We start from the raw sequence: 19,707 nt of genomic DNA, 5'->3' as shown, positions 1-19,707 counted from the left end.
AGTCAAACCCACCTGTTGCAACAGGTGGGTTTGACTGAAACGGGTGGGTTTGTGAGTGGGGCCGGCGTGCGGGGACTAGCGGCCGAGGAGACCGCCGAGTCCACCGGTGACGCCGGACTGGCTGCCGCCGCCGGTGCCGCCGATGAGTCCACCCGGCGCGAGCTCGGAGGGCTGCACGACCACAAATCCCTGGCCGATGAAGTTGAGGGTGAAACGTTCGCCGGTGCTGCGGCCCATCAGGGTTCCGAAGTTGAAGGAATCGTTGCGCTTGATCGTGGTCTGCAGGCTCGACGACCACGCGACCGCGGCATTGGGATCGGCGAAGGTCTGCTGGTCGACGGTCAGCACCACCGGATTGCCGTCGGTGGTGATCGCGATGCGGCCCCGGCCGGTGAAGACACAGTTGAACAGGCCGGCGTTGCTCTGGGACGCCGCACCCTGGACCCGTTTGACGTCGTAGCTCAGGGTCGAGTCGAACGCCAGGACGTTGGCGCCGTTGATGGTGAGACCGTCAGACCCGTCGAGGTCGACGAGGTGGACGTCGCTGGCCGCATCGGCGAGGAACAGGTCGCCCTGGCCGGTCACCTTCATCAACGGCACACCTTCGCCGGTCAGTGTGTTCCGGATGGCACGGCCGATACCTCCCGAGCCCTGCGCTTCGAAATTGATGTTGCCCTGGTACGCGACCATCGACCCGGCGCGGGCCATGATCTCGCCGTTGAGCCCCACACGGCACATCTTGCTGCCTTGCTTCTGGATTCCGCTCCCGGACACCTCGGCGTGCGCCGGTGCGAAAAGGTCACTGTTCATGGCGGGAACTCCCTGATGCTGATGCTGGGGCTGTGCTGGGGGCGGGGTGGGTGCTGATGTCTGCGTGTGGGCCGGTGGGACGGGTGGCGCGCTCTGTCCGGCCGGTGGCCACGGCATGGGGTTCGGGGTGGGTGGTGTGGTGCCCGGATCATCGTCGACCTGGATGCCGAAAGCTGTTGCCAGACCGGCCAATCCGGTGTCGTAACCCTGGCCGACGGCGCGTACCTTCCAGGCGTCGCCGCGGCGGTAGACCTCCATGCAGACCAGCGCCGACTCCGACGTCAAACGCCCAGGGGTGAATGCCACCGTCGGCCGGCCCGATCCGTCCCGCAACTCGGCGCGCAATGTGCCGGCCGTGGCGAAGGTGGTGGGACCGGTCCCGTCGAGGCTGGCGGTGATCGCGATCGTCTCTATGGCTGCGGGGACCCGGGTGGTATCGATCGTGATGATGTCGCTGCGGGCATCGTTGCTGTAAGAAACACCCGGACCGAACGCCTGGTTGTAAAAGATCAGGTCATCGTCCGACCGGACCAGGCCGGACGATGTCAGCAGCACAGCGGACGTGTTGACCGGGGACGCACACGTGACGGAGACGCTGATCGACTGCGAGGGCAGGGGACTGTTCTCTCCTGGAGCAAGTTCTCTCATGGCCTGATCCATTGTTCCAGGTGCCGCGCTCAGCCCGACTCGGGTTGTGTCAATCGCGGTTCAGGAGCGGGAGCAGCGCCTGCGTTTTCGCCTCTGTCCATCCCGCGGGCTGCAGCATCGCCGCCCACGAATAGGGGATCGCGGACAGGTAGTTGTGCCCGTGGCCGTCGGGCACGCCCACGGCAACGGCGAGGTCCGCCGAGACCTGCAAGAACGAGACAAACGGTATCCACCGGGTCGACGACAGGACGTCGTCGCCGCGGGGTTCCTTCAGCCAGTCCGGCTCGTTCAGGATCAGTTGGGGGTTCCACCACGAGATCGGATCACTCGCGTGCTGGAGGTAGACGATCCGGGAGGGTTTCCAGGGCTCGTCGGGGCGGGTCAGATCCGATTCGTCGGCGATGAACCGGACCTGGCTGCCGTCGTCGAAGATGGGGAGGACCTGTGGCGAGCCCGCATCTCGGTCCCGCGTGGTGTCGGTCCACAGCGTGTTGTTGAAGGTCGGGCCACTGAACAGCGCACCGTCGGTACGCGCCGCCAGCGCCGGGATGCTGCCGAATGCGGATTCACCGGCAAACGATCCCAGACTCTCGCCGAACACCACCAACTTCGGCCGCTGCGCCTCGGGAATCTCCTGCACCCGCTCCGACACCGCCTCGAACAATGCCCGCCCGGCCTGTCGGGCACGTTCCTTGTCGACCAGGAACGACAACCAGCTCGGAAGATACGAGTACTGCATGCTGACGATGGCGGTGTCGCCGTTGTACATGTACTCGAGGGAATCCACGGTTGCCTTGTTCACCCAGCCGCTGCCGGTGCTCGAGCCCACCGCCACGAGACTGCGTTGCAGCCCACCGGTGCGCACCAGTTCGTTCGCGGCGAGTTCGGCGATCTCACGGATGGAGTCGGCGGATTCGAGCCCTGCATACGCCCGGATCGGCTCGATTGCAGGTGCGCCGTTGAACTGGGTGAGCTCCTCGACATCGGGTCCTTTGGAGACGAAGACCCGACCCTCGCGGCCGAGCGAATCCCAGGTGACCAGCGATTCGGGACCACCGGAACGCAGCGGCGACGTCGGCGGCGAGGAGTCGGCCTTCGTCTCGTCGTTCGCTGCCGCGAAGCTGGCATTGAGCCACTGCATCGAGTACTTCGCGACAACGCCGTTGAGGATGAAGACGGCCAGCAAGATCACGAGTCCGGCTCCGATGACCGCCGAGACCCGCGGCGGCGCGATCCGGTTCAGTTGCCGTACACACCCCCGCACGGCGAATGCGAAAGCCCGTCCCAGCGAGATCAGCAAGAAGAATGTGATGACCGCGAACACGGCTATCAACGGGAAGGCGGACCACGAGAAGCCGTCCACCCCCATCAGGTCCCGGATCTCGTCCTGCCACCGGGAGAACCAGATGAGCATCAGCGTGGTCCCCACGACAGCTACCACCCCGAGGACGATCCAGGCAATCCGATTGGCACTTCGCCACGGATCGTCGCGCGAGATCATGAATCGCACCAGCCAGGTGACGAACACACCGAGGCAGTAGCCGACGGCGGCAGAGCCACCACTGACGAGACCCTGGAAGAGCGCATCACGTGGGAGCAGCGACGGGGTCAGCGACAACCAGAGGAAGACGAGAGCGAACACCATGCCCGCGTACGCGTACCGTCGGGTGTGCCGATACCACCACCCCCGCTTCGGGACGTCGTCGGACGCGGGTGCCGGTTCCACGGCGTTCTCTGCCGTTTTTGCGTCATCGGCCGGGGGTTCGACCGCCGCTGTGGATGTGTCGCTGTCAGGCACCGCTGTCTGTCCTCTGCTCGGAGAAGCAAACAGTAGCAATTTGGCCTGAGCAGCGCTGTTCCCTACACTAGAACGGTTGCCCAGGGTGGGATGTGTTCGCGCACGTCCAAAACGCCCAGGTGGCCAACCAATTTTCTTGGCCATTGAGCTTTGAAAACTCCTGAGTGCACCTGTGCATTCGGGGGAGCACCACCCCTGACCGGCAACGGTCGGTCAGGACAGAACTCACTTCGTAGCAGGCCCACGATGTGACGTAGAAGGCCCGACGATGCCCAGGCATTCGAAGGAACCGATGCGCGCGTGCTGTATGGGAACCGCTGCGAGAAAGGTTGACGGTCTGTTATGACCATGACTGATCCGATCGCAGACTTCTTGACTCGTCTGCGTAACGCCAATTCGGCGTACCACGATGAGGTGACCCTGCCGCATTCGAAGATCAAGGCCAACATCGCCGAGATCCTCAAGCGCGAGGGCTACATCACCGATTACCGCACCGAGGATGCCGAAGTCGGCAAGAGCCTCGTTGTCTCGCTGAAGTACGGCCCCACCCGCGAGCGGAGCATCGCCGGCCTGCGCCGCGTCTCCAAGCCGGGTCTGCGGGTGTACGCAAAGTCCACCAATCTGCCAAAGGTCCTCGGCGGCCTGGGCGTGGCGATCATCTCCACGTCCTCAGGTCTCCTGACCGATCGCCAAGCTGCCAACCAGGGCGTGGGCGGCGAAGTCCTCGCGTACGTCTGGTAAGGGGCGAAACTAATGTCGCGTATTGGAAAGAACCCGGTCGCAATTCCGGCCGGAGTAGACGTGAAGATCGACGGACAGACCGTCACCGTGAAGGGCCCCAAGGGCGAACTCTCGGTCACGATCTCGGAGCCGATCAATGTCGCCGTTGAGGAGAAGACCGTTGTGGTCTCCCGCCCCAACGACGAGCGCCGCAACCGTGCATTGCACGGCCTGAGCCGCACCCTCGTCCAGAACCTGGTCGTCGGAGTCACCGAGGGTTACACCCGCAAGCTGGAGATCTTCGGTGTCGGTTACCGCGTGGCCCTGAAGGGCAGCGACCTCGAGTTCGCGCTCGGATACAGCCATCCGGTGCCGATCAAGGCTCCTGCGGGCATCACCTTCGCGGTGGAATCGCCCACCAAATTCTCGGTTACGGGAATCGACAAGCAACAAGTCGGACAGATCTCGGCGAACATCCGCCGCCTGCGCCGTCCCGACCCGTACAAGGGCAAGGGCGTTCGCTTCGAGGGTGAGCAGATCCGTCGCAAGGTCGGAAAGACGGGTAAGTGACATGAGTGAAGCAACAGTGACAAAAACAGCGGGAAAGCCGAAGCGCATTCCCCTTGGTAAAGACGCCTCGACCCGTCGCCGGGTCTCGAACGCACGCCGGCACTTCCGGCTGCGCAAGAAGATCAGCGGCACCCCTGAGCGTCCCCGTCTCGTGGTCAAGCGCAGCTCGCGTCACATCCACGTGCAGCTGGTCGACGATCTCGCCGGCAACACCGTGGCCGCAGCCTCGACCATCGAGGCCGACGTCCGCGCAGCCGGTGGCGACAAGTCAGAACAGAGCAAGAAGGTCGGCGAGCTGATCGCCGCCCGCGCCAAGGCTGCCGGTGTGCAGACCGTGGTGTTCGACCATGGTGGCCACGGCTACCACGGTCGTATCGCCGCACTGGCGGACGCCGCCCGCGAGGGAGGGCTCGAGTTCTGATGACGACCACAACGATTTGCAATGGAAGGACCATCTGATGCCGGGACGTCAGCGGCGTGATGGCGGTACCGGAAGCGGACCCGCCGGGAGTAACGACCCCAACAGCAACAACTCAGGCGACCGTCGCGGTGGCGGCGGCGGAGGCAACCGCGATCGGCGCGACAACCAGCGCGGTGGCGGCCGTGAGGACAAGAACCAGCTCGAGCGCGTGGTTGCCATCAACCGCGTCTCGAAGGTGGTCAAGGGTGGACGTCGGTTCTCCTTCACCGCACTCGTCGTCGTCGGTGACGGCAACGGACTGGTCGGTGTCGGATACGGCAAGGCCAAAGAGGTCCCGGCCGCAATCCAGAAGGGTGTCGAGGAGGCTCGCAAGAGCTTCTTCCGCGTCCCGATGATCGGCGCGACCATCACCCACCCCGTGCAGGGCGAAGCCGCTGCCGGTGTTGTGATGCTGCGTCCGGCCAGCCCCGGTACCGGTGTGATCGCCGGTGGCGCGGTGCGTGCCGTGCTCGAGTGCGCGGGTGTCCACGACATCCTCGGCAAGAGCCTCGGCAGCGACAACGCCATCAACGTGGTCCACGCGACCGTTGCAGCACTCAAGATGCTGCAGCGCCCCGAAGAGGTTGCCGCTCGTCGCGGTCTGCCCATCGAGGACGTCGCACCGGCCGGTATGTTGCGCGCCCGAGCAGGACAGGGAGTCTGATATGGCCGAGCTGAAGATCACTCAGGTGAAAAGCACCATCGGTACCAAGAGCAATCAGCGTGACAGCCTGCGTACCCTCGGACTCCGGGGCATCCGCAAGACCGTCACCCGCGAGGACAATGCCCAGAACCGCGGCTTGATCAAAGCGGTGCGGCACCTCGTGACCGTCGAAGAGGTTTAGTCACAATGACCATCAAATTGCATCATCTTCGCCCGGCTCCCGGGTCGAAGACAGAGAAGACCCGTGTGGGTCGTGGTGAGGGCTCCAAGGGTAAGACCGCGGGTCGCGGCACCAAGGGCACGAAGGCACGCAAGAACGTGCCGGCCGGCTTCGAGGGTGGGCAGATGCCCATCCACATGCGGCTGCCGAAGCTCAAGGGCTTCAAGAACCGCAACCGGGTCGAGTACCAGGTTGTCAACCTCGGCGACATCGCCCGGCTGTTCCCCGAGGGGGGCACCATCGGTGTCGACGAGTTGGTCGCCAAGGGCGCGGTTCGTAAGAACGAACTGGTGAAGGTGCTCGGAGAGGGCGAATTGACGGTGGCCGTACAGGTCAGCGCCAACAAGTTCTCGTCGTCGGCCAGCGAGAAGATCGCTGCTGCCGGCGGTACGACGACTGTCCTCTAAGAGGCGGCCGCAGTCCATCGACCACCCGAACTCGCTACAGTGGCGGACGGCGCGGACCTCAATTCCGCGCCGTTCGTCACTTCAGCGGTTACCGATCGGACCCCCGTCCCGGTGACTGTTAGAGTTCAAGAGTTGTTCGTAGCCCGGTGCAATGCTGCTGCCGGAGCGACTTTGCCCAGGAGGAGTTAGTGCGTTCCGCCGTCATATCGGCCTTCAGGACACCCGACCTGAGGCGGAAGATTCTCTTCACTCTGGGAATCATCATCCTTTACCGTCTCGGCGCGACGATCCCGTCGCCCGGTGTCGATTACCAAGAGGTCCAGACCTGCCTCGATGAGGTCTCGCGTGGCGACTCCGCGGGTATCTACTCCCTGATCAACATGTTCTCCGGTGGAGCTCTGCTCCAGCTGTCCGTGTTCGCGATCGGCATCATGCCGTACATCACCGCGAGCATCATCGTGCAGCTGTTGACGGTGGTCATCCCGCGCTTCGAGCAGTTGCGCAAGGAAGGTCAGTCCGGTCAGGCCAAGATGACGCAGTACACGCGTTACCTCACGGTGGCGTTGGCGTTGCTCCAATCGACCGGCATCGTCGCACTCGCCGCGCGGGGCAATCTGCTCCAAGGCTGTTCGAACGGCGATGCGATCCTGCGTGAACAGAATTTCTTCGCGCTGTTCATCATCGTGCTGGTCATGACGGCCGGCGCCTGTGTGGTGATGTGGTTCGGTGAGCTGATCACCGAGCGCGGCATCGGCAACGGCATGTCGCTGATGATCTTCGCCGGTATCGCCGCCCGCATCCCGTCCGAGGGCAAGACCATCCTCGACACCCGCGGCGCCCTCGTGTTCAGCCTGGTGGTGCTGGCGGCCCTGGCGATCGTTGCCGGTGTTGTCTTCATCGAACAAGGCCAGCGCCGGATCCCGGTGCAGTACGCCAAGCGGATGGTCGGCCGGAAGATGTACGGCGGGTCGTCGACGTACCTGCCGCTGAAGGTCAACCAGGCCGGCGTCATCCCCGTGATCTTCGCGTCGTCGCTGCTCTACCTGCCCAACCTGATCCTGCAGTTGACGCAGAGTCAGACCGAAGAGGCCTCGTGGTGGCAGCGCCAGATCCAGACGTACCTCGTGGACCCGAGCAATCCGGTCTACATCCTCGTCTACTTCCTGATGATCATCTTCTTCACGTACTTCTATGTGGCTGTGACGTTCAATCCGCAAGAACGTGCCGACGAGATGAAGAAGTACGGCGGGTTCATTCCGGGCATCCGCCCGGGTCAGCCGACCGCCGATTACCTCGGCTATGTGTTGAGCCGGATCACACTGCCCGGGTCGATATATTTGGGCATCATCGCCGTGCTGCCGAACCTCTTCCTCGAGATCGGCAATTCGGGTGGTGTTCAGAACATTCCGTTTGGTGGTACCGCGGTGCTGATTATGGTCGGCGTCGGTTTGGACACCGTCAAACAGATCAATTCGCAGCTCATGCAGCGCAAGTATGAAGGGTTCCTCAAGTGAGACTGGTGTTTCTTGGCCCACCCGGAGCCGGCAAGGGTACTCAAGCCGAACTTCTCTCTGAGAGTGTTGGTATCCCGCACATCTCGACCGGCGACCTGTTCCGCGCCAACATTTCGCAGGGCACCCCGATCGGCCTCGAGGCCAAGAAGTACCTCGATTCCGGCAACCTCGTGCCGTCGCAGATCACCGTCGACATGGTGCGCGCGCGCGTTGCCGAGCCGGATGCGGCAAAGGGTTTCATCCTCGACGGGTTCCCCCGTTCGACGGAGCAGGCCGACGCGCTGACCGAGATCCTCTCTGCCCTCGACACCGAACTCGACGCCGTGCTGTCATTCAGCGTGGACGAAGATGTGGTCGTCAAGCGGATGCTGGCCCGTGGCCGCGCCGATGACACCGAAGAGGTCATCCGTAATCGCATGCACGTCTACGAGAAAGAGACGTCGCCGCTGCGTGACTACTATGCGGATGCGGTCAAGTCGATCGACGCCATGGGCGACGTCAACGAGGTGCATCAGCGTGTGCTGCGTGCCCTCGGCGCTTGACCCCACGTCAACGAAACAGTAGGTGATCATGGGGTTTCGTAAACCGAAACCGGTCCCGTTCCGCAGTGTCGGCGAGGTGGACGCGATGGCGGCCGCCGGGGCGATCGTGGGCCGGGCTCTGGTCGCCGTACGCGAGGCTGCCAAGCCCGGTGTCTCGACTCTCGAACTCGATGGGATCGCGGAATCGGTGATCCGTGACGCCGGGGCGGTGCCGTCGTTCTTGGGCTACCACGGCTTCACGGGTTCCATCTGCAGTTCGGTGAACGACGTGGTGGTGCACGGCATCCCGTCGAAAGACGTGATCCTCGCCGAGCACGACCTCGTCTCGATCGACTGCGGTGCGATTCTTGATGGCTGGCATGGTGATTCGGCGTGGACCTTCGGCGTCGGCGATCTGTCGCAGGACGATGACGATCTCAACAACGCCACCCGGCTGGCGCTCGAAGCCGGTATTGCCGCAATGGTCGAGGGTGGCCGGCTCACCGACATCTCCCACGCGATCGAAACCGCGACCCGCGCGGCCGAGAAGACGTTCGGCCGTTCGTTCGGAATCGTGGACGGCTACGGCGGCCACGGAATCGGGCGCGAAATGCACCTCGATCCGTTTCTGGCCAACGAGGGCAAGCCCGGCCGCGGTCCGGTTCTGGTGATCGGTTCGACTCTGGCGATCGAGCCGATGCTGTCGCTCGGTACGGTCGACACCACCGTGCTCGACGACGAGTGGACCGTCGTCACTGACGACGGCACCCGCGCATCGCACTGGGAGCACACCGTTGTCGTCACCGGCGACGGGCCCCGGATCCTCACCACTCGGCCGTAGTCAGGCGGAGTGTCCGCCTTACACCTCGAGCGAGATGGTGACCGGGCCGTCGTTGACCAGTGCCACGTGCATGTGGGCACCGAAGCGTCCGGTTTCCACGGCAGCACCCAGCGCGCGCAACTCGGAGATCACCTTTTCCACAAGCGGTTCCGCGACGGGTCCGGGCGCGGCCGCGTTCCACGACGGGCGTCGGCCCTTGGCTGTGTTGGCGTACAGCGTGAACTGACTGATCACGAGTATCGGCGCGTGGTCGTCGGCGGCGGAGCGTTCGCCGTCCAGAATCCGTAGGCGCCAGATCTTCTCGGCAAGCGTGGCCGCCTGTGCCTCGGTGTCGTCATGGGTCACGCCGATCAGCGCCACCAGCCCCTGTGCACCGTCGGTCAGTGGGAGTTCCCCCACGGTTTTGCCGTCGACGGAGACCGAGGCCGCGGAGACACGTTGCAGAATTGCTTTCACACCCGCGACACTAACGACCGAACAACTCGTAGGCCACGGCGACCTCCAGCGGCCCGGTCGGTCCGGTGTCGTCGCCGCCCTGGACCGTCCAGCGGTTCCCGGTGCGATCGATCACCTCGCGCAGCGGATTGCCGAGGCCCGGAAGCGGTTCGGTGTAGACACCTTCGGTGGGTCCGCCCGTGCATCCGTACACGTGGACGTACCGGATGTCGCCGGTGGCCACGGCCATCGGGTTTCTGCCGAGCGTGCAGTGTGAGCCGTCGGTGAGGTCGAGTGCCGCTGGTATGTAGGGACTCATGTCGGTGCTGACACCGAACGTCGCGGCCACCATGCCGACCTCGGTGCCACGCGGATCTGCGAGGCAGGCGGCTGTGGCATCGCCTGCCTGCCAACAGAATTGCAGGCCTTCCGGGGTTTCGGAACAGCGATAGGTGCCGGTGACGGCGGTGAAGCACTTCAGTGCCGCGAGGGCGGGGATGTCCCGGCTGGTGTACCCGTCGGCGAGGGTTCCGTCAGCTTTGACGGGACTGATCGAACGGATCTCGGTGGACGGCACCGGTTCGGTCGTCTGTGACGACGGCGTGTCCGGGTCGCCCGATTTCGACGTAGCGCATCCGCAGAGCATCGCCAGTACGCAGATTGCGCCGACGACAGCAACAAACGATGTGGGGCTCGGCATGAGTGTGACGGTATGCCCGATGACGCCGACTGTGGAGTTCGTACCGAAAAATCCGGCATTCGACCGACTGTGATGGAATGCGCCGCCGGCCGGCCGGGTTGGACGGTGCATGACTGATTTCGGAACGCACGGTGTGTGGGCAGGAGCTTCGGCGATCTCACCTGACCAAGCTCAGCAGATCGAGAAACTCGGTTACGGAACCATCTGGCTGGGAGGTTCGCCGCCGTCTCTGGATCCGGCGCGCCCTCTGTTGGCGGCCACCGAGTCGATCCGGGTCGCCACGGGGATCACGAGCATTTGGAACACCGACCCGGCGGAAATCGCGCAGCAGTTCAGCGCGCTGGAGGACGATTTTCCGGGGCGTTTTCTGCTTGGTGTCGGCGTCAGTCATCCAGAGGCGATCTCCGAGTACAAGAGTCCCTACGACGCGCTCGTGACATACCTCGACGGACTGGATGAAGGTGGTGTGCCGGTCGATCGCCGCGTGATCGCAGCGCTCGGCCCGAGGATGCTGCGCCTTGCCGCAGAACGTGCGTTCGGCTCCCATCCCTATCTGGTCCCGTCGGCCCACACCGAGTACGCCCGCGAGATCCTCGGCCCGGACAAGTTTCTCGCCCCTGAGCACAAGGTGGTGCTCACCGAGGATGCGGTGTTGGCTCGTTCCGTCGGGCGACCATACGTCGACCAGCCTTACCTGCAACTGCAGAACTACACCAACAACCTCAAGCGTTTCGGGTACACCGACGCCGACATCGCCGATGGTGGCACGGATGCACTCATCGACGAACTCGTCGCGCACGGCAGCGCCGAGGTCGTCCGCGAGAAGGTCGATGCGCACCTGGGACAAGGCGCCGATCACGTGGCGATCCAGGTCCTCGGCGATGTCGATCTCGTCGAGATACTCAGTCAGTTGATCTGACTTCGGCCAGTTCTGAGGTCTGTGCGCCCAACTGCGCGCGGATCGACTGCTCGAGAGGTGTGACCTCGATCGGCACTCCGGTCATGTTCGCCATGCCGGCCAGCCGTTCGAGGTCTTTCGGGTCGGACGATATGAGTGCGTTGACGTTGGCGCCACCGGTCCCGAGGTCGTTGGCGGCGGCCGTGTTGGCCTGGGTCCAGCCGCCCGCCCCGTTGTGACCCCAACCATGCGGTACTGCAACAACTCCCGGCTTGATGTCTTCGGTGAGCATCACCGGCAGGGATATCTGTCCGTGTCGTGAAGTGACGGTGACGAGTTCACCCTCGGCGATGTCGCGGGCCTGCGCGTCGTTCGGGTGCATCCGCGCCGCGTGGGTGCGACCGCCGCGCAGAAGCAGGGGTGCGTTGTGCTGCCAGCTGTTCTCGGAACGGATCTCGCGCATCCCGATGAGCCGCAACGGGTATGACGGGTCGATGTGTCCGGTGTCGAGGCGTTCGAGCTCTGCGATCAGTTCGGGGGCGTCCAGACGGATCTTGCGGCCGCGGTAGGTGACGATGCCGCCGAGCTGTCCGGGGGTGAGGTGTTCGGAGACGATCTTGCCGTGTGGGAACCTGGTGACCAGCTTGCGCAGGTTCAGTCCCGGTGTCCGCAATCCGAATCGATCTCCGCCCGCGCCCATCCGGATCACCAGATCCGACAACCGATCTGGCGTCCACGGCTTACCGATCCGTTCGCTCAGCCGGTTCCACAGATGCAGGGCGCCCAGCAACGGTGCTCTGGTGGCCAGCGCCGCAACCAGTTCGTTGATGATCACCCATTCCTCGCGGGCCTCGCCGCGCGGTGCGATCACGGCCTCCGTGGCCTGTTTGAACGGTGTGGTGAACAACGCCTGGAACGGCAGCAGGAAGTCGGACCGTTCGTACATCGTCGTCGTGGGCAGGATGAAGTCGGCGTTGGCGTTCGTCTCGTTCTGGTAGATGTCCAGTGAGACAAACAGTTCCACGTCATCAAGCGCAGCGCTCAACTCCGACCCGTTGGGCACGGAGAGCACGGGATTGCCGGCACTGATGAACATCGCCTTGAGTTGGCCGGGGCCCGGTGTGGTCATCTCCTTGGCCATCACCGACGCCGGCGCGGTCCCGAGGATCTGTGGCAGGTTGCCGATCCGGCTTCGTCGACCGGCCCAGGCGAAGTTCGGAACATGTTGCAGGGCAGTGACACCCAGTCGCTGCCCGGGGATGCCCAGGTCGCCGAACATCGATCCGCCGACCTCGTCGAGATTTCCGGCCACCAGATTCACCATGTCGAGGAGCGCTGTGGTCAGGGTGCCGGTGCGGCCGAGGGATGTCCCCACCCGGCCATAGACCGCGGCTCGCTCGGTCGATACGAGTTCACGGGCGAGGGTACGCACGGTGTCGGCGTCGATGCCGGTGCGGTCGGCGGTGACCTCGGGCGAATACGACCGGGCCACCTCCTTGATCGTTGCCAGCCCGGTGCTGCGGGCATCGAGCCGATCTTCGTCGGCGAGATGTTCGTCGAACATGACGTGCAGCAGTGAGAGCAGCATCAATGCATCGGTGTCGGGCACGATGGGTTGCCAGTCGAACTCGCGAGCGGTCTCGGTGCGGCGTGGGTCGATCACCAGGACCCTTCCGCCGCGTTTGGTGATGGCGGTCAGACCCTCGCGGATGCGTGGAGAGCTCATAACACTGCCATGGGAGACAACGGGATTGGCGCCGATGATGACCAGGAACTGCACGCGGTTGATGTCGGGGATGGGCGCGGCAACAGGGTTGCCGTACAAGAAGTGGCTGGCCGCGAACCGGTTGTTCACATCCTGTGAGCCGGCCGAGTAGACGTGCGGTGTGCGCAGCAGATTGAGGAACATGCCGGCCCACAGGGCGTGGCCGGTGGCAAAGGTCGCCGGATTGCCGAAGTACCAGCCGATGGCCGAGGCACCGTCTCGCCGGTGAATAGCGGCGAGCCTGCTGGTGATCTCGCCCATCGCGGTCTCCCAGGAGACCTGCTCGAACGCGCCCTGCTTGTTCCTGCGGAGGGGATGCAGGACGCGGTCGGGGTCGTTGACGATCTCGGTGAACGCGATTCCCTTGGGACAGGCGAAGCCCTTCGACAGCGGGTTGTGCGGGTCCGGCCGCAGTGACAGCAGCTTGCCGTCTTCGACGGTCGCGATCATCCCGCACAACGGTTCGCAGATCCGGCAATAGGTGGTCTTCTCCTGCGCCATGAGCACTCTCCCTGGTGACTGGGTTCACATCTGACAACGAGTGTTACACGTATGGGTGTTTCGATGCCACGGGTTGCCGGTATACAGGGTTCAGCAGATCTGCGAACGGCCGTTACCGCCGTTGACCGTGCCGTTGTTGCCGTCGAGCGGGCCTTCTATCGCGTCGAGCGGGCCCAACATGCTCGGTATCGAAACTCGCAACAGACGTATGGCACGGTCGCCCTGTCATGACTGCCCGGTGGACGGCAACAAGGGCCCGGTGGACGGCAACAAGGGCCCGGTCGACGGTGGGGGGTGGGGTCAGGCGGGTGCTGCGGGTGCGGTGGATGCGCGAACGATCAAGCGCGGCTGGAAACGCACGTGGCGGGGCGGGGTGTGGTCGGTCCGGGTGGTCTCGGCGACCAGCAGATCGATGGCACGGGACCCGAGTTGGCGGCTCGGCTGGCTGATCGAGGACAACGGCACCACCGCGGCTTCGGCGAAGTCGATGTCGTCGTATCCGATGAGTGCGATGTCGCCGGGTACCGATACGTCACCGAGCATCGTCAGGGCCTGCAGGACGCCCATGGCGAGCAGGTCGTTGGCGCAGAACACCGCATCGGGACGTTCCGCAGCCGGCCGGCGCCGGATCTCTTCGCCTGCGGCTCGTCCGGCGAGGACGCTCAGGGCGGGGGTGTCGATGACTTCGAGGGTGGCGCCGGGGACCCCGCTGACGGCCTCGCGCGCGCCGTGCAGGCGGTCTGCGACCTGACGGATCGCTCGTGGACCTCCGACGAAGGCGATCCGCCGGCGTCCCGTGTCGCAGAGGTGAGTGCAGGCCAGTGTGCCGCCGGCGACGTCGTCGACCGACACCGAGGGGAACGGGGTGTTCTCGCCGTTGCGGTCGACCAGGACCACGGGTGTCCCGCGCTGCTGCAGCGCTTCGAGCCGGCTCAGGTCGTCGCCGACCGGCGAGACGAGCACGCCGTACACGCGCTGCTCATCGAAGGTCTCGAGGTAGGTGTGCTCGCGGTCGACGTCATCGTCGGACGTTCCGAGCAGGAGGGTGAGATGGTTGTCGGCGGCCTGGCGCTCGGCGGCCCGGGCGAGGTCGGTGAAGAAGGGGTTGCCCACATCCAGGACGATCAGGCCGACGCACCTCGACCGCCCGGCCTTGAGCTGGCGGGCGGCATCATTGCGGACAAAACCGAGCTCGGCGATCGCCTTGTGAACCCGTTCGACCGTGGCGGGGGCAACCTTCTCCGGGGAGTTCAGGACGTTCGACACGGTACCGAGGGACACGGCGGCGGTGGCCGCGACGTCGCGCATGCTCACCGCCATGACATGCCTTTCGTGGTTTCGAACGTCGGACGCCGCGGACCCGCAGTCAGGAGGTGACGACGGGGCCACGGTGTCCTGGGACAACCAGTGTGTTCAGTGGGACAGGCTAGCGCGGTCTGCGCCGCGACCTGTGTTCATCGCGCGCGGCGCCAGGCGTGTCAGTTGCGTGACGTGAGCCGGGCTCAGTTCCTCGAGCGCGTTCACACCCAGTAGTCGCATCGTGCGTTCGACCTGCTCGGAGAGGATCTCGATGGCGCGGTCGACGCCGGCCTCACCGCCGGCCATCAGACCGTAGAGGTAGGCCCGGCCGATGAGGGTGAAGCGGGCTCCGAGTGCGATCGACGCGACGATGTCGGCACCGGACATGATACCGGTGTCGAGCACGATCTCGGTGTCGCTTCCGACTTCTTTCGCGACCTCCGGCAGCAGGTGGAACGGGATCGGGGCCCGATCAAGTTGCCGCCCACCGTGATTGGACAACACGATGCCGTCGACACCCAGATCGACCACGGCCTTGGCATCGGCGACGGTCTGGATTCCCTTGACCACGACCTTGCCGGGCCATTGATCCCGGATCCAGGCCAGGTCCTCGAAGGTGACCGTGGGATCGAACATGGTGTCGAGCAGTTCGCCGACAGTGCCGGACCAGCGATCGAGCGATGCGAAGGCCAACGGTTCGGTGGTGAGGAAGTCGATCCACCACTGCGGGCGCGGCAACGCGTTGATGACCGTGCCCGGGGTCAGCGCCGGCGGAATCGACATGCCGTTGCGCTTGTCGCGCAGACGGGCCCCGGCGACCGGGACATCGACGGTGACCAGCAGGGTGTCGTATCCCGCGGCGGCGGCCCGGTCGACCAGAGCCATCGACCGCTCGCGCTCTTTCCACATGTAGAGCTGAAACCAGTTGCGGCCATGCGGGTTGGCTGCCTTCACGTCTTCGATGGACGCGGTGCCCATCGTCGACAGCGAGAAGGGGATTCCGGCCTTGGCCGCGGCGTGGGCACCCGCGATCTCACCTTCGGTCTGCATCATGCGGGTGAACCCCGTGGGTGCGATGCCGAATGGCAAGGCCACCGGCGCCCCGAGGACGTCCCAGCCGGTGTTCACCTTCGAGACGTCGCGCAGGATCGCCGGGTTGAACTGGATGTCGGTGAACGCCTCGCGGGCCCGGCTGATCGAGATCTCGGCCTCGGCCGAACCGTCGGTGTAGTCGAAGGCCGGGCGCGGTGTGCGCCGTTTGGCGATCTTCCGGAGGTCCTCGATGGTCAGTGCCGAATCGAGGCGCCGCTTCTTGGCGTTGAGTTCGGGCTTCTTGAACTTCATGAGAGGCGCGAGGTCGTGGACCTTGGGTAACTGCCGTTTCATCGTGATACCCCTACAAAATCGTTGCGATGCGAAGCCGTCGTACGAGGCTCGTACCGCGCTGGTGGGAAGGTTGCGGCGACCATCGCTCGTGCGCTCTCGAGGTCGTCGGCGATCAGGTGCTGGGCGCGGGCGTTGATCAGGACATTACCGATCGCCGTCGCCTCGACGGGCCCGGCGAGTACCGGCATGCCGAGTCGGTCGGCGGTGAGCTGGCACAGCAGTCCGTTGCGGGCGCCACCACCGACGAGGTGAACTGTCTCGACTGCGATGCCGGACAGCGCCGCGGCTTCCTGAACCCGTCGGGCGAAGGCACCCGCCAGGCTCTCGAGGATCGCCCGCACCATCTGCGCCGGCCCGGCCGGTGCGGGCAGGCCACGCGCGGCGTACCAGCGGGTGATCCGGTCCGGCATGTCGCCGGGGGACAGGAACTCGGGATCGTCGGTGTCGAACAGCTCTACCGGTGGCTGCGCGGTGGCGGCCTGCTCGAGCAACTCGGGAAGATCGATGGAGGCGCCGGAGCGTTCCCATTGCCGCACCGACTCGCTCAGCAGCCACAGCCCCATGACGTTCCGCAGGAACCGGATGCGCCCGTCGGCACCGACCTCGTTGGTGAAGTTCGCGACCCGCGCGGCGGGGTCGGTGACCCGCGAGGTCAGCTCGATGCCGACCAGACCCCAGGTGCCGCACGAGATGTAGGCGGACGACTCCGGCTGCATGGGCACGGCGACCACCGCCGAGGCGGTGTCGTGGGACGCAACGGCATTGACGGACACCGACGGCGAGAGACCGAGCCCGGATGCGACGTCCGGCAGCAACCGGCCGAGCTGCGATCCGGGTTCGACCAACCCGGGGAACAGGCCCGTGGGCAGCCCGAGGATGCGGTGGAGTTCGTCGTCCCACCGGCCGTCGGCACCGAGCAGGCCGGTGGTCGAGGCATTGGTGCGCTCGGTGGCCGTCTCGCCGGTCAGCCAGTACCCGATCAGGTCGGGAATCAGGAGTGCCTGATCGGCGAGTTCCAGCGTGCCGGCCTGTTTCTCGGCCATCAACTGGTACACGGTGTTGAACGGCAGGAACTGCAAACCGTTGCGGGCGTACAGATCTGCCGGGTCGATGGCGCTGTGTACCGCCGACACACCACCATTGTTCCGCTGGTCGCGGTAGTGGTACGGCAGTCCCAGTAGGCGACCGTCGCGTAGCAGACCGTAGTCGACCGCCCAGGAATCGACACCGATCCCGGCCAGGTCGTCGGCGTCGCGTCCGGCTGCGGCGAGTCCATCGCGGATGTGCGAGAACAATCCCGGGACGTCCCAGTGCAACGCGGACCGGCTGCCGTCCCAGATCGGGAGCGGACCGTTGGCGAACCGGGTCACCTCCCGGATCTGCAACCGATCAGGGCCGACCTCCGCCAGCATGACCCGGCCGCTGGTGGCGCCGAGATCGACGGCCGCCAGCTTTCGGGTGCGGGTTGCCGAACTCATCGCAGGAATGCCGCGGCGACACCGGCGTCGACCGGGACGTGCAGTCCGGTGGTGTGGGACATGTCCGAGCTGCAGAGCACAAACGCGGCGTTCGCGATGTTCTCCGGCAGCACCTCCCGCTTGAGCAGGGTGCGCTGGGCGTAGAACTCGCCCAGCTCTTCTTCCGGCACGCCGTAGACCGCGGCGCGCTTGGCACCCCAGCCGCCGGCGAAGATGCCCGAGCCGCGGACGACGCCGTCGGGGTTGATGCCGTTGACCTTGATCCCGTGCTCACCGAGTTCGGCGGCGAGCAACCGAACCTGATGTGCCTGATCGGCTTTGGTCGCCGAGTACGCGATGTTGTTCGGTCCGGCGAACACCGAGTTCTTCGACGAGATGTACAGGATGTCGCCGCCCATCTGCTGATCGATGAGGGCCTTCGCGGCCGCCTTCGACACCAGGAACGACCCACGGGCCATCACGTTGTGCTGCAGATCCCAGTCGGCCGAACTGGTTTCCAGCAGAGACTTCGACAGCGACAGGCCGGCGTTGTTCACCACCAGATCGATACCACCGAATGCCAGCACGCAGGCGTCGACCGCGGCCTGCACCTGCGCTTCGTCGGTCACATCGGCGCGGACGCCGATCGCCACGTCCGTCGATCCGATCTCCTCGGCCGCGGCCTTGGTCTTCTCCTCGTCGAGGTCGGCGATGACAACGCAGGCACCCTCGGCGGCGAGGCGGGTTGCGATGGCCTTGCCGATGCCGGAGGCGGCTCCGGTGACCAGCGCGATGCGGGTGGCCAACGGCTTGGGCTCGGGCATCCGGGCGAGCTTGGCCTCTTCCAGGGCCCAGTACTCGATATTGAACTTCTCGACCTCGTCGATGGGCAGGTACGTCGAGACGGATTCGGCGCCGCGCATCACGTTGATCGCGTTGAGGTAGAACTCGCCGGCGACGCGGGCGGTCTGCTTGTTCTTGCCGTAGCTGAACATTCCGACTCCCGGGATCAGGATGATCGCCGGGTCGGCACCACGCATCGCGGGGGAATCTCCGGTGGCGTGCCGGTTGTAGTAGGCGGTGTAGTCGGCGCGGTACGAGGTGTGCAGCTCCTTGAGGCGGGCGATGCAGTCCTCGACGGGGGCGTCGGCGGGCAGGTCGAGCACCATCGGCTTGACCTTGGTGCGCAGGAAGTGGTCCGGGCAGGACGTGCCGAGTGAGGCGAGCCGGGGATGCTCTGCGGCGGTGAGGAATTCGAGCACCGGATCGGAGTCGTTGAAGTGTCCGACCTGGGCGTTGTCGGTCGATGCCAATCCGCGCAGGGTCGGTGCGAGGGCGGCGGCCTTGGCGGCCCGCTCGGTGGGGCTCAGCGGACCGAAACCGGTGAGCGGCGGACCGAACGGCTGCGGTTTGCCGTTGGCGGCGAGGTAGTCCTCCGCGGCCTTGATGATCTCGAGGGAGTTGGCCTCGGCTTCTCCCGAGGTCTCGCCCCATGCGGTGATGCCGTGCCCGCCGAGGATGGTGCCGATGGCCTGCGGGTTCGCGCGCTTGACCTCGGAGATGTCGAGACCGAGCTGGAAACCGGGACGACGCCACGGCACCCAGATCACCCGATCGCCGAAGATCGCCTTGGTGATCGCCTCACCGTCGGCGGCGGTCGCCAGCGCGATACCCGAATCGGGATGCAGATGATCAACGTGCTCCGCATCGACCAGACCGTGCATAGCGGTGTCGATCGACGGCGCAGCGCCGCCCCGACCGTGCAAGGTGTAGTCGAATGCGGCCACCATCTCGTCCTCGCGGTCGAGGCCCGGGTACACATCGACCAGGGCCCGCAGGCGGTCGAGGCGCAGCACGGCGAGCCCGCTCTCGGTGAGGGTTCCGAGGTCGCCGCCCGAACCCTTCACCCACATCAAATCGACATCCTGGCCGGTGACCGGATCACGGTCGACGCCCTTGGCGGAGGTGTTGCCGCCCGCGTAGTTCGTGTTCTTGGGGTCGGCGCCGAGTCGGTTGGAACGTTCGATGAGTTGTTTGACGGTGGGGTTGGTCATTGCATTCCTTACAGATATCGAGATGAAAGAAGAGTGAAA

19 protein-coding genes are annotated in these 19,707 nt (G+C 65.2%); 10 read left to right on the top strand and 9 right to left on the bottom strand.

Annotated features, from left to right (window positions below; translation table 11 throughout):
• Positions 1-75: 75 nt before the first annotated feature.
• Positions 76-1,458, bottom strand: coding sequence for an AIM24 family protein (locus VIQ49_RS13585; protein ID WP_331885394.1), 1,383 nt, complete (start codon positions 1,456-1,458; stop codon positions 76-78).
• A 49-nt stretch (positions 1,459-1,507) separates the two neighbouring features.
• On the bottom strand, positions 1,508-3,256 hold the full coding sequence (locus tag VIQ49_RS13580; RefSeq protein WP_331885392.1) for an alpha/beta hydrolase: 1,749 nt from the start codon (positions 3,254-3,256) through the stop codon (positions 1,508-1,510).
• Positions 3,257-3,598: 342 nt separating this feature from the next.
• On the opposite strand from VIQ49_RS13580, the gene rpsH reads away from it, so the two are divergent.
• The 9 genes from rpsH (at position 3,599) to map (ending at position 9,173) form a co-directional block, all read left to right on the top strand.
• Entirely contained in the window at positions 3,599-3,997 is a 399-nt protein-coding gene (rpsH, locus tag VIQ49_RS13575) for a 30S ribosomal protein S8 (RefSeq protein WP_020109391.1), read from the top strand.
• Positions 3,998-4,009: 12 nt separating this feature from the next.
• The gene (rplF, locus tag VIQ49_RS13570) at positions 4,010-4,546 is read left to right on the top strand and encodes a 50S ribosomal protein L6 (protein WP_331885389.1); all 537 of its coding nucleotides are present in this window, start codon (positions 4,010-4,012) and stop codon (positions 4,544-4,546) included.
• 1 nt (position 4,547) lies between these two features.
• Positions 4,548-4,967, top strand: coding sequence for a 50S ribosomal protein L18 (gene rplR / locus VIQ49_RS13565; RefSeq protein WP_414731631.1), 420 nt, complete (start codon positions 4,548-4,550; stop codon positions 4,965-4,967).
• A 37-nt stretch (positions 4,968-5,004) separates the two neighbouring features.
• A complete protein-coding gene (gene rpsE / locus VIQ49_RS13560) occupies positions 5,005-5,670 on the top strand; it encodes a 30S ribosomal protein S5 (RefSeq protein WP_331885387.1) in 666 nt (221 codons plus the stop codon).
• Between the two features lies 1 nt (position 5,671).
• Positions 5,672-5,851 carry a 50S ribosomal protein L30 gene (rpmD, locus tag VIQ49_RS13555; protein WP_331885385.1) on the top strand — a complete coding sequence of 60 codons (180 nt, stop codon included), beginning with the start codon at positions 5,672-5,674 and terminating at the stop codon, positions 5,849-5,851.
• A gap of 5 nt (positions 5,852-5,856) precedes the next feature.
• On the top strand, positions 5,857-6,297 hold the full coding sequence (gene rplO, locus VIQ49_RS13550) for a 50S ribosomal protein L15 (protein WP_331885383.1): 441 nt from the start codon (positions 5,857-5,859) through the stop codon (positions 6,295-6,297).
• 188 nt (positions 6,298-6,485) lie between these two features.
• On the top strand, positions 6,486-7,811 hold the full coding sequence (gene secY, locus VIQ49_RS13545) for a preprotein translocase subunit SecY (RefSeq protein ID WP_331885381.1): 1,326 nt from the start codon (positions 6,486-6,488) through the stop codon (positions 7,809-7,811).
• A complete protein-coding gene (locus VIQ49_RS13540; RefSeq protein WP_331885379.1) occupies positions 7,808-8,353 on the top strand; it encodes an adenylate kinase in 546 nt (181 codons plus the stop codon). The genes secY and VIQ49_RS13540 overlap by 4 nt, the downstream gene beginning before the upstream one ends.
• Before the next feature lie 28 nt (positions 8,354-8,381).
• The gene (gene map / locus VIQ49_RS13535) at positions 8,382-9,173 is read left to right on the top strand and encodes a type I methionyl aminopeptidase (protein ID WP_331885377.1); all 792 of its coding nucleotides are present in this window, start codon (positions 8,382-8,384) and stop codon (positions 9,171-9,173) included.
• An 18-nt stretch (positions 9,174-9,191) separates the two neighbouring features.
• On the opposite strand, the gene dtd is transcribed toward map, so the two are convergent.
• The gene (dtd, locus tag VIQ49_RS13530) at positions 9,192-9,629 is read right to left on the bottom strand and encodes a D-aminoacyl-tRNA deacylase (RefSeq protein WP_331885375.1); all 438 of its coding nucleotides are present in this window, start codon (positions 9,627-9,629) and stop codon (positions 9,192-9,194) included.
• Between the two features lie 10 nt (positions 9,630-9,639).
• Positions 9,640-10,308, bottom strand: coding sequence for a hypothetical protein (locus tag VIQ49_RS13525; protein ID WP_331885373.1), 669 nt, complete (start codon positions 10,306-10,308; stop codon positions 9,640-9,642).
• Positions 10,309-10,417: 109 nt separating this feature from the next.
• On the opposite strand from VIQ49_RS13525, the gene VIQ49_RS13520 reads away from it, so the two are divergent.
• Positions 10,418-11,227: an LLM class F420-dependent oxidoreductase gene (locus VIQ49_RS13520; protein WP_331885371.1), complete on the top strand. Its 810-nt coding sequence runs from the start codon at positions 10,418-10,420 to the stop codon at positions 11,225-11,227.
• Here the strand turns inward: VIQ49_RS13520 and VIQ49_RS13515 are convergent.
• The 5 genes from VIQ49_RS13515 to VIQ49_RS13495 form a co-directional block, all read right to left on the bottom strand.
• Positions 11,211-13,472 (bottom strand): molybdopterin-containing oxidoreductase family protein, encoded by a 2,262-nt coding sequence (locus VIQ49_RS13515; RefSeq protein WP_331885369.1) that lies wholly within the window; start codon positions 13,470-13,472, stop codon positions 11,211-11,213. The two genes, VIQ49_RS13520 and VIQ49_RS13515, sit on opposite strands and share 17 nt — an antisense overlap.
• Positions 13,473-13,772: 300 nt before the next feature.
• Entirely contained in the window at positions 13,773-14,792 is a 1,020-nt protein-coding gene (locus VIQ49_RS13510) for a LacI family DNA-binding transcriptional regulator (RefSeq protein ID WP_331885367.1), read from the bottom strand.
• Between the two features lie 93 nt (positions 14,793-14,885).
• Positions 14,886-16,157: an alpha-hydroxy acid oxidase gene (locus tag VIQ49_RS13505; protein ID WP_331885365.1), complete on the bottom strand. Its 1,272-nt coding sequence runs from the start codon at positions 16,155-16,157 to the stop codon at positions 14,886-14,888.
• Positions 16,154-17,635, bottom strand: a complete 1,482-nt coding sequence (locus tag VIQ49_RS13500; RefSeq protein WP_331885363.1) for a rhamnulokinase family protein — start codon at positions 17,633-17,635, stop codon at positions 16,154-16,156. The genes VIQ49_RS13505 and VIQ49_RS13500 overlap by 4 nt, the downstream gene beginning before the upstream one ends.
• Positions 17,632-19,668, bottom strand: a complete 2,037-nt coding sequence (locus VIQ49_RS13495; protein WP_331885361.1) for a bifunctional aldolase/short-chain dehydrogenase — start codon at positions 19,666-19,668, stop codon at positions 17,632-17,634. The genes VIQ49_RS13500 and VIQ49_RS13495 overlap by 4 nt, the downstream gene beginning before the upstream one ends.
• Between the last annotated feature and the right edge of the window lie 39 nt (positions 19,669-19,707).

This window comes from Williamsia sp., assembly GCF_036566845.1.
GTDB lineage: Bacteria > Actinomycetota > Actinomycetes > Mycobacteriales > Mycobacteriaceae > Williamsia.
This window is presented reverse-complemented; position numbering and strand designations above follow the sequence as displayed.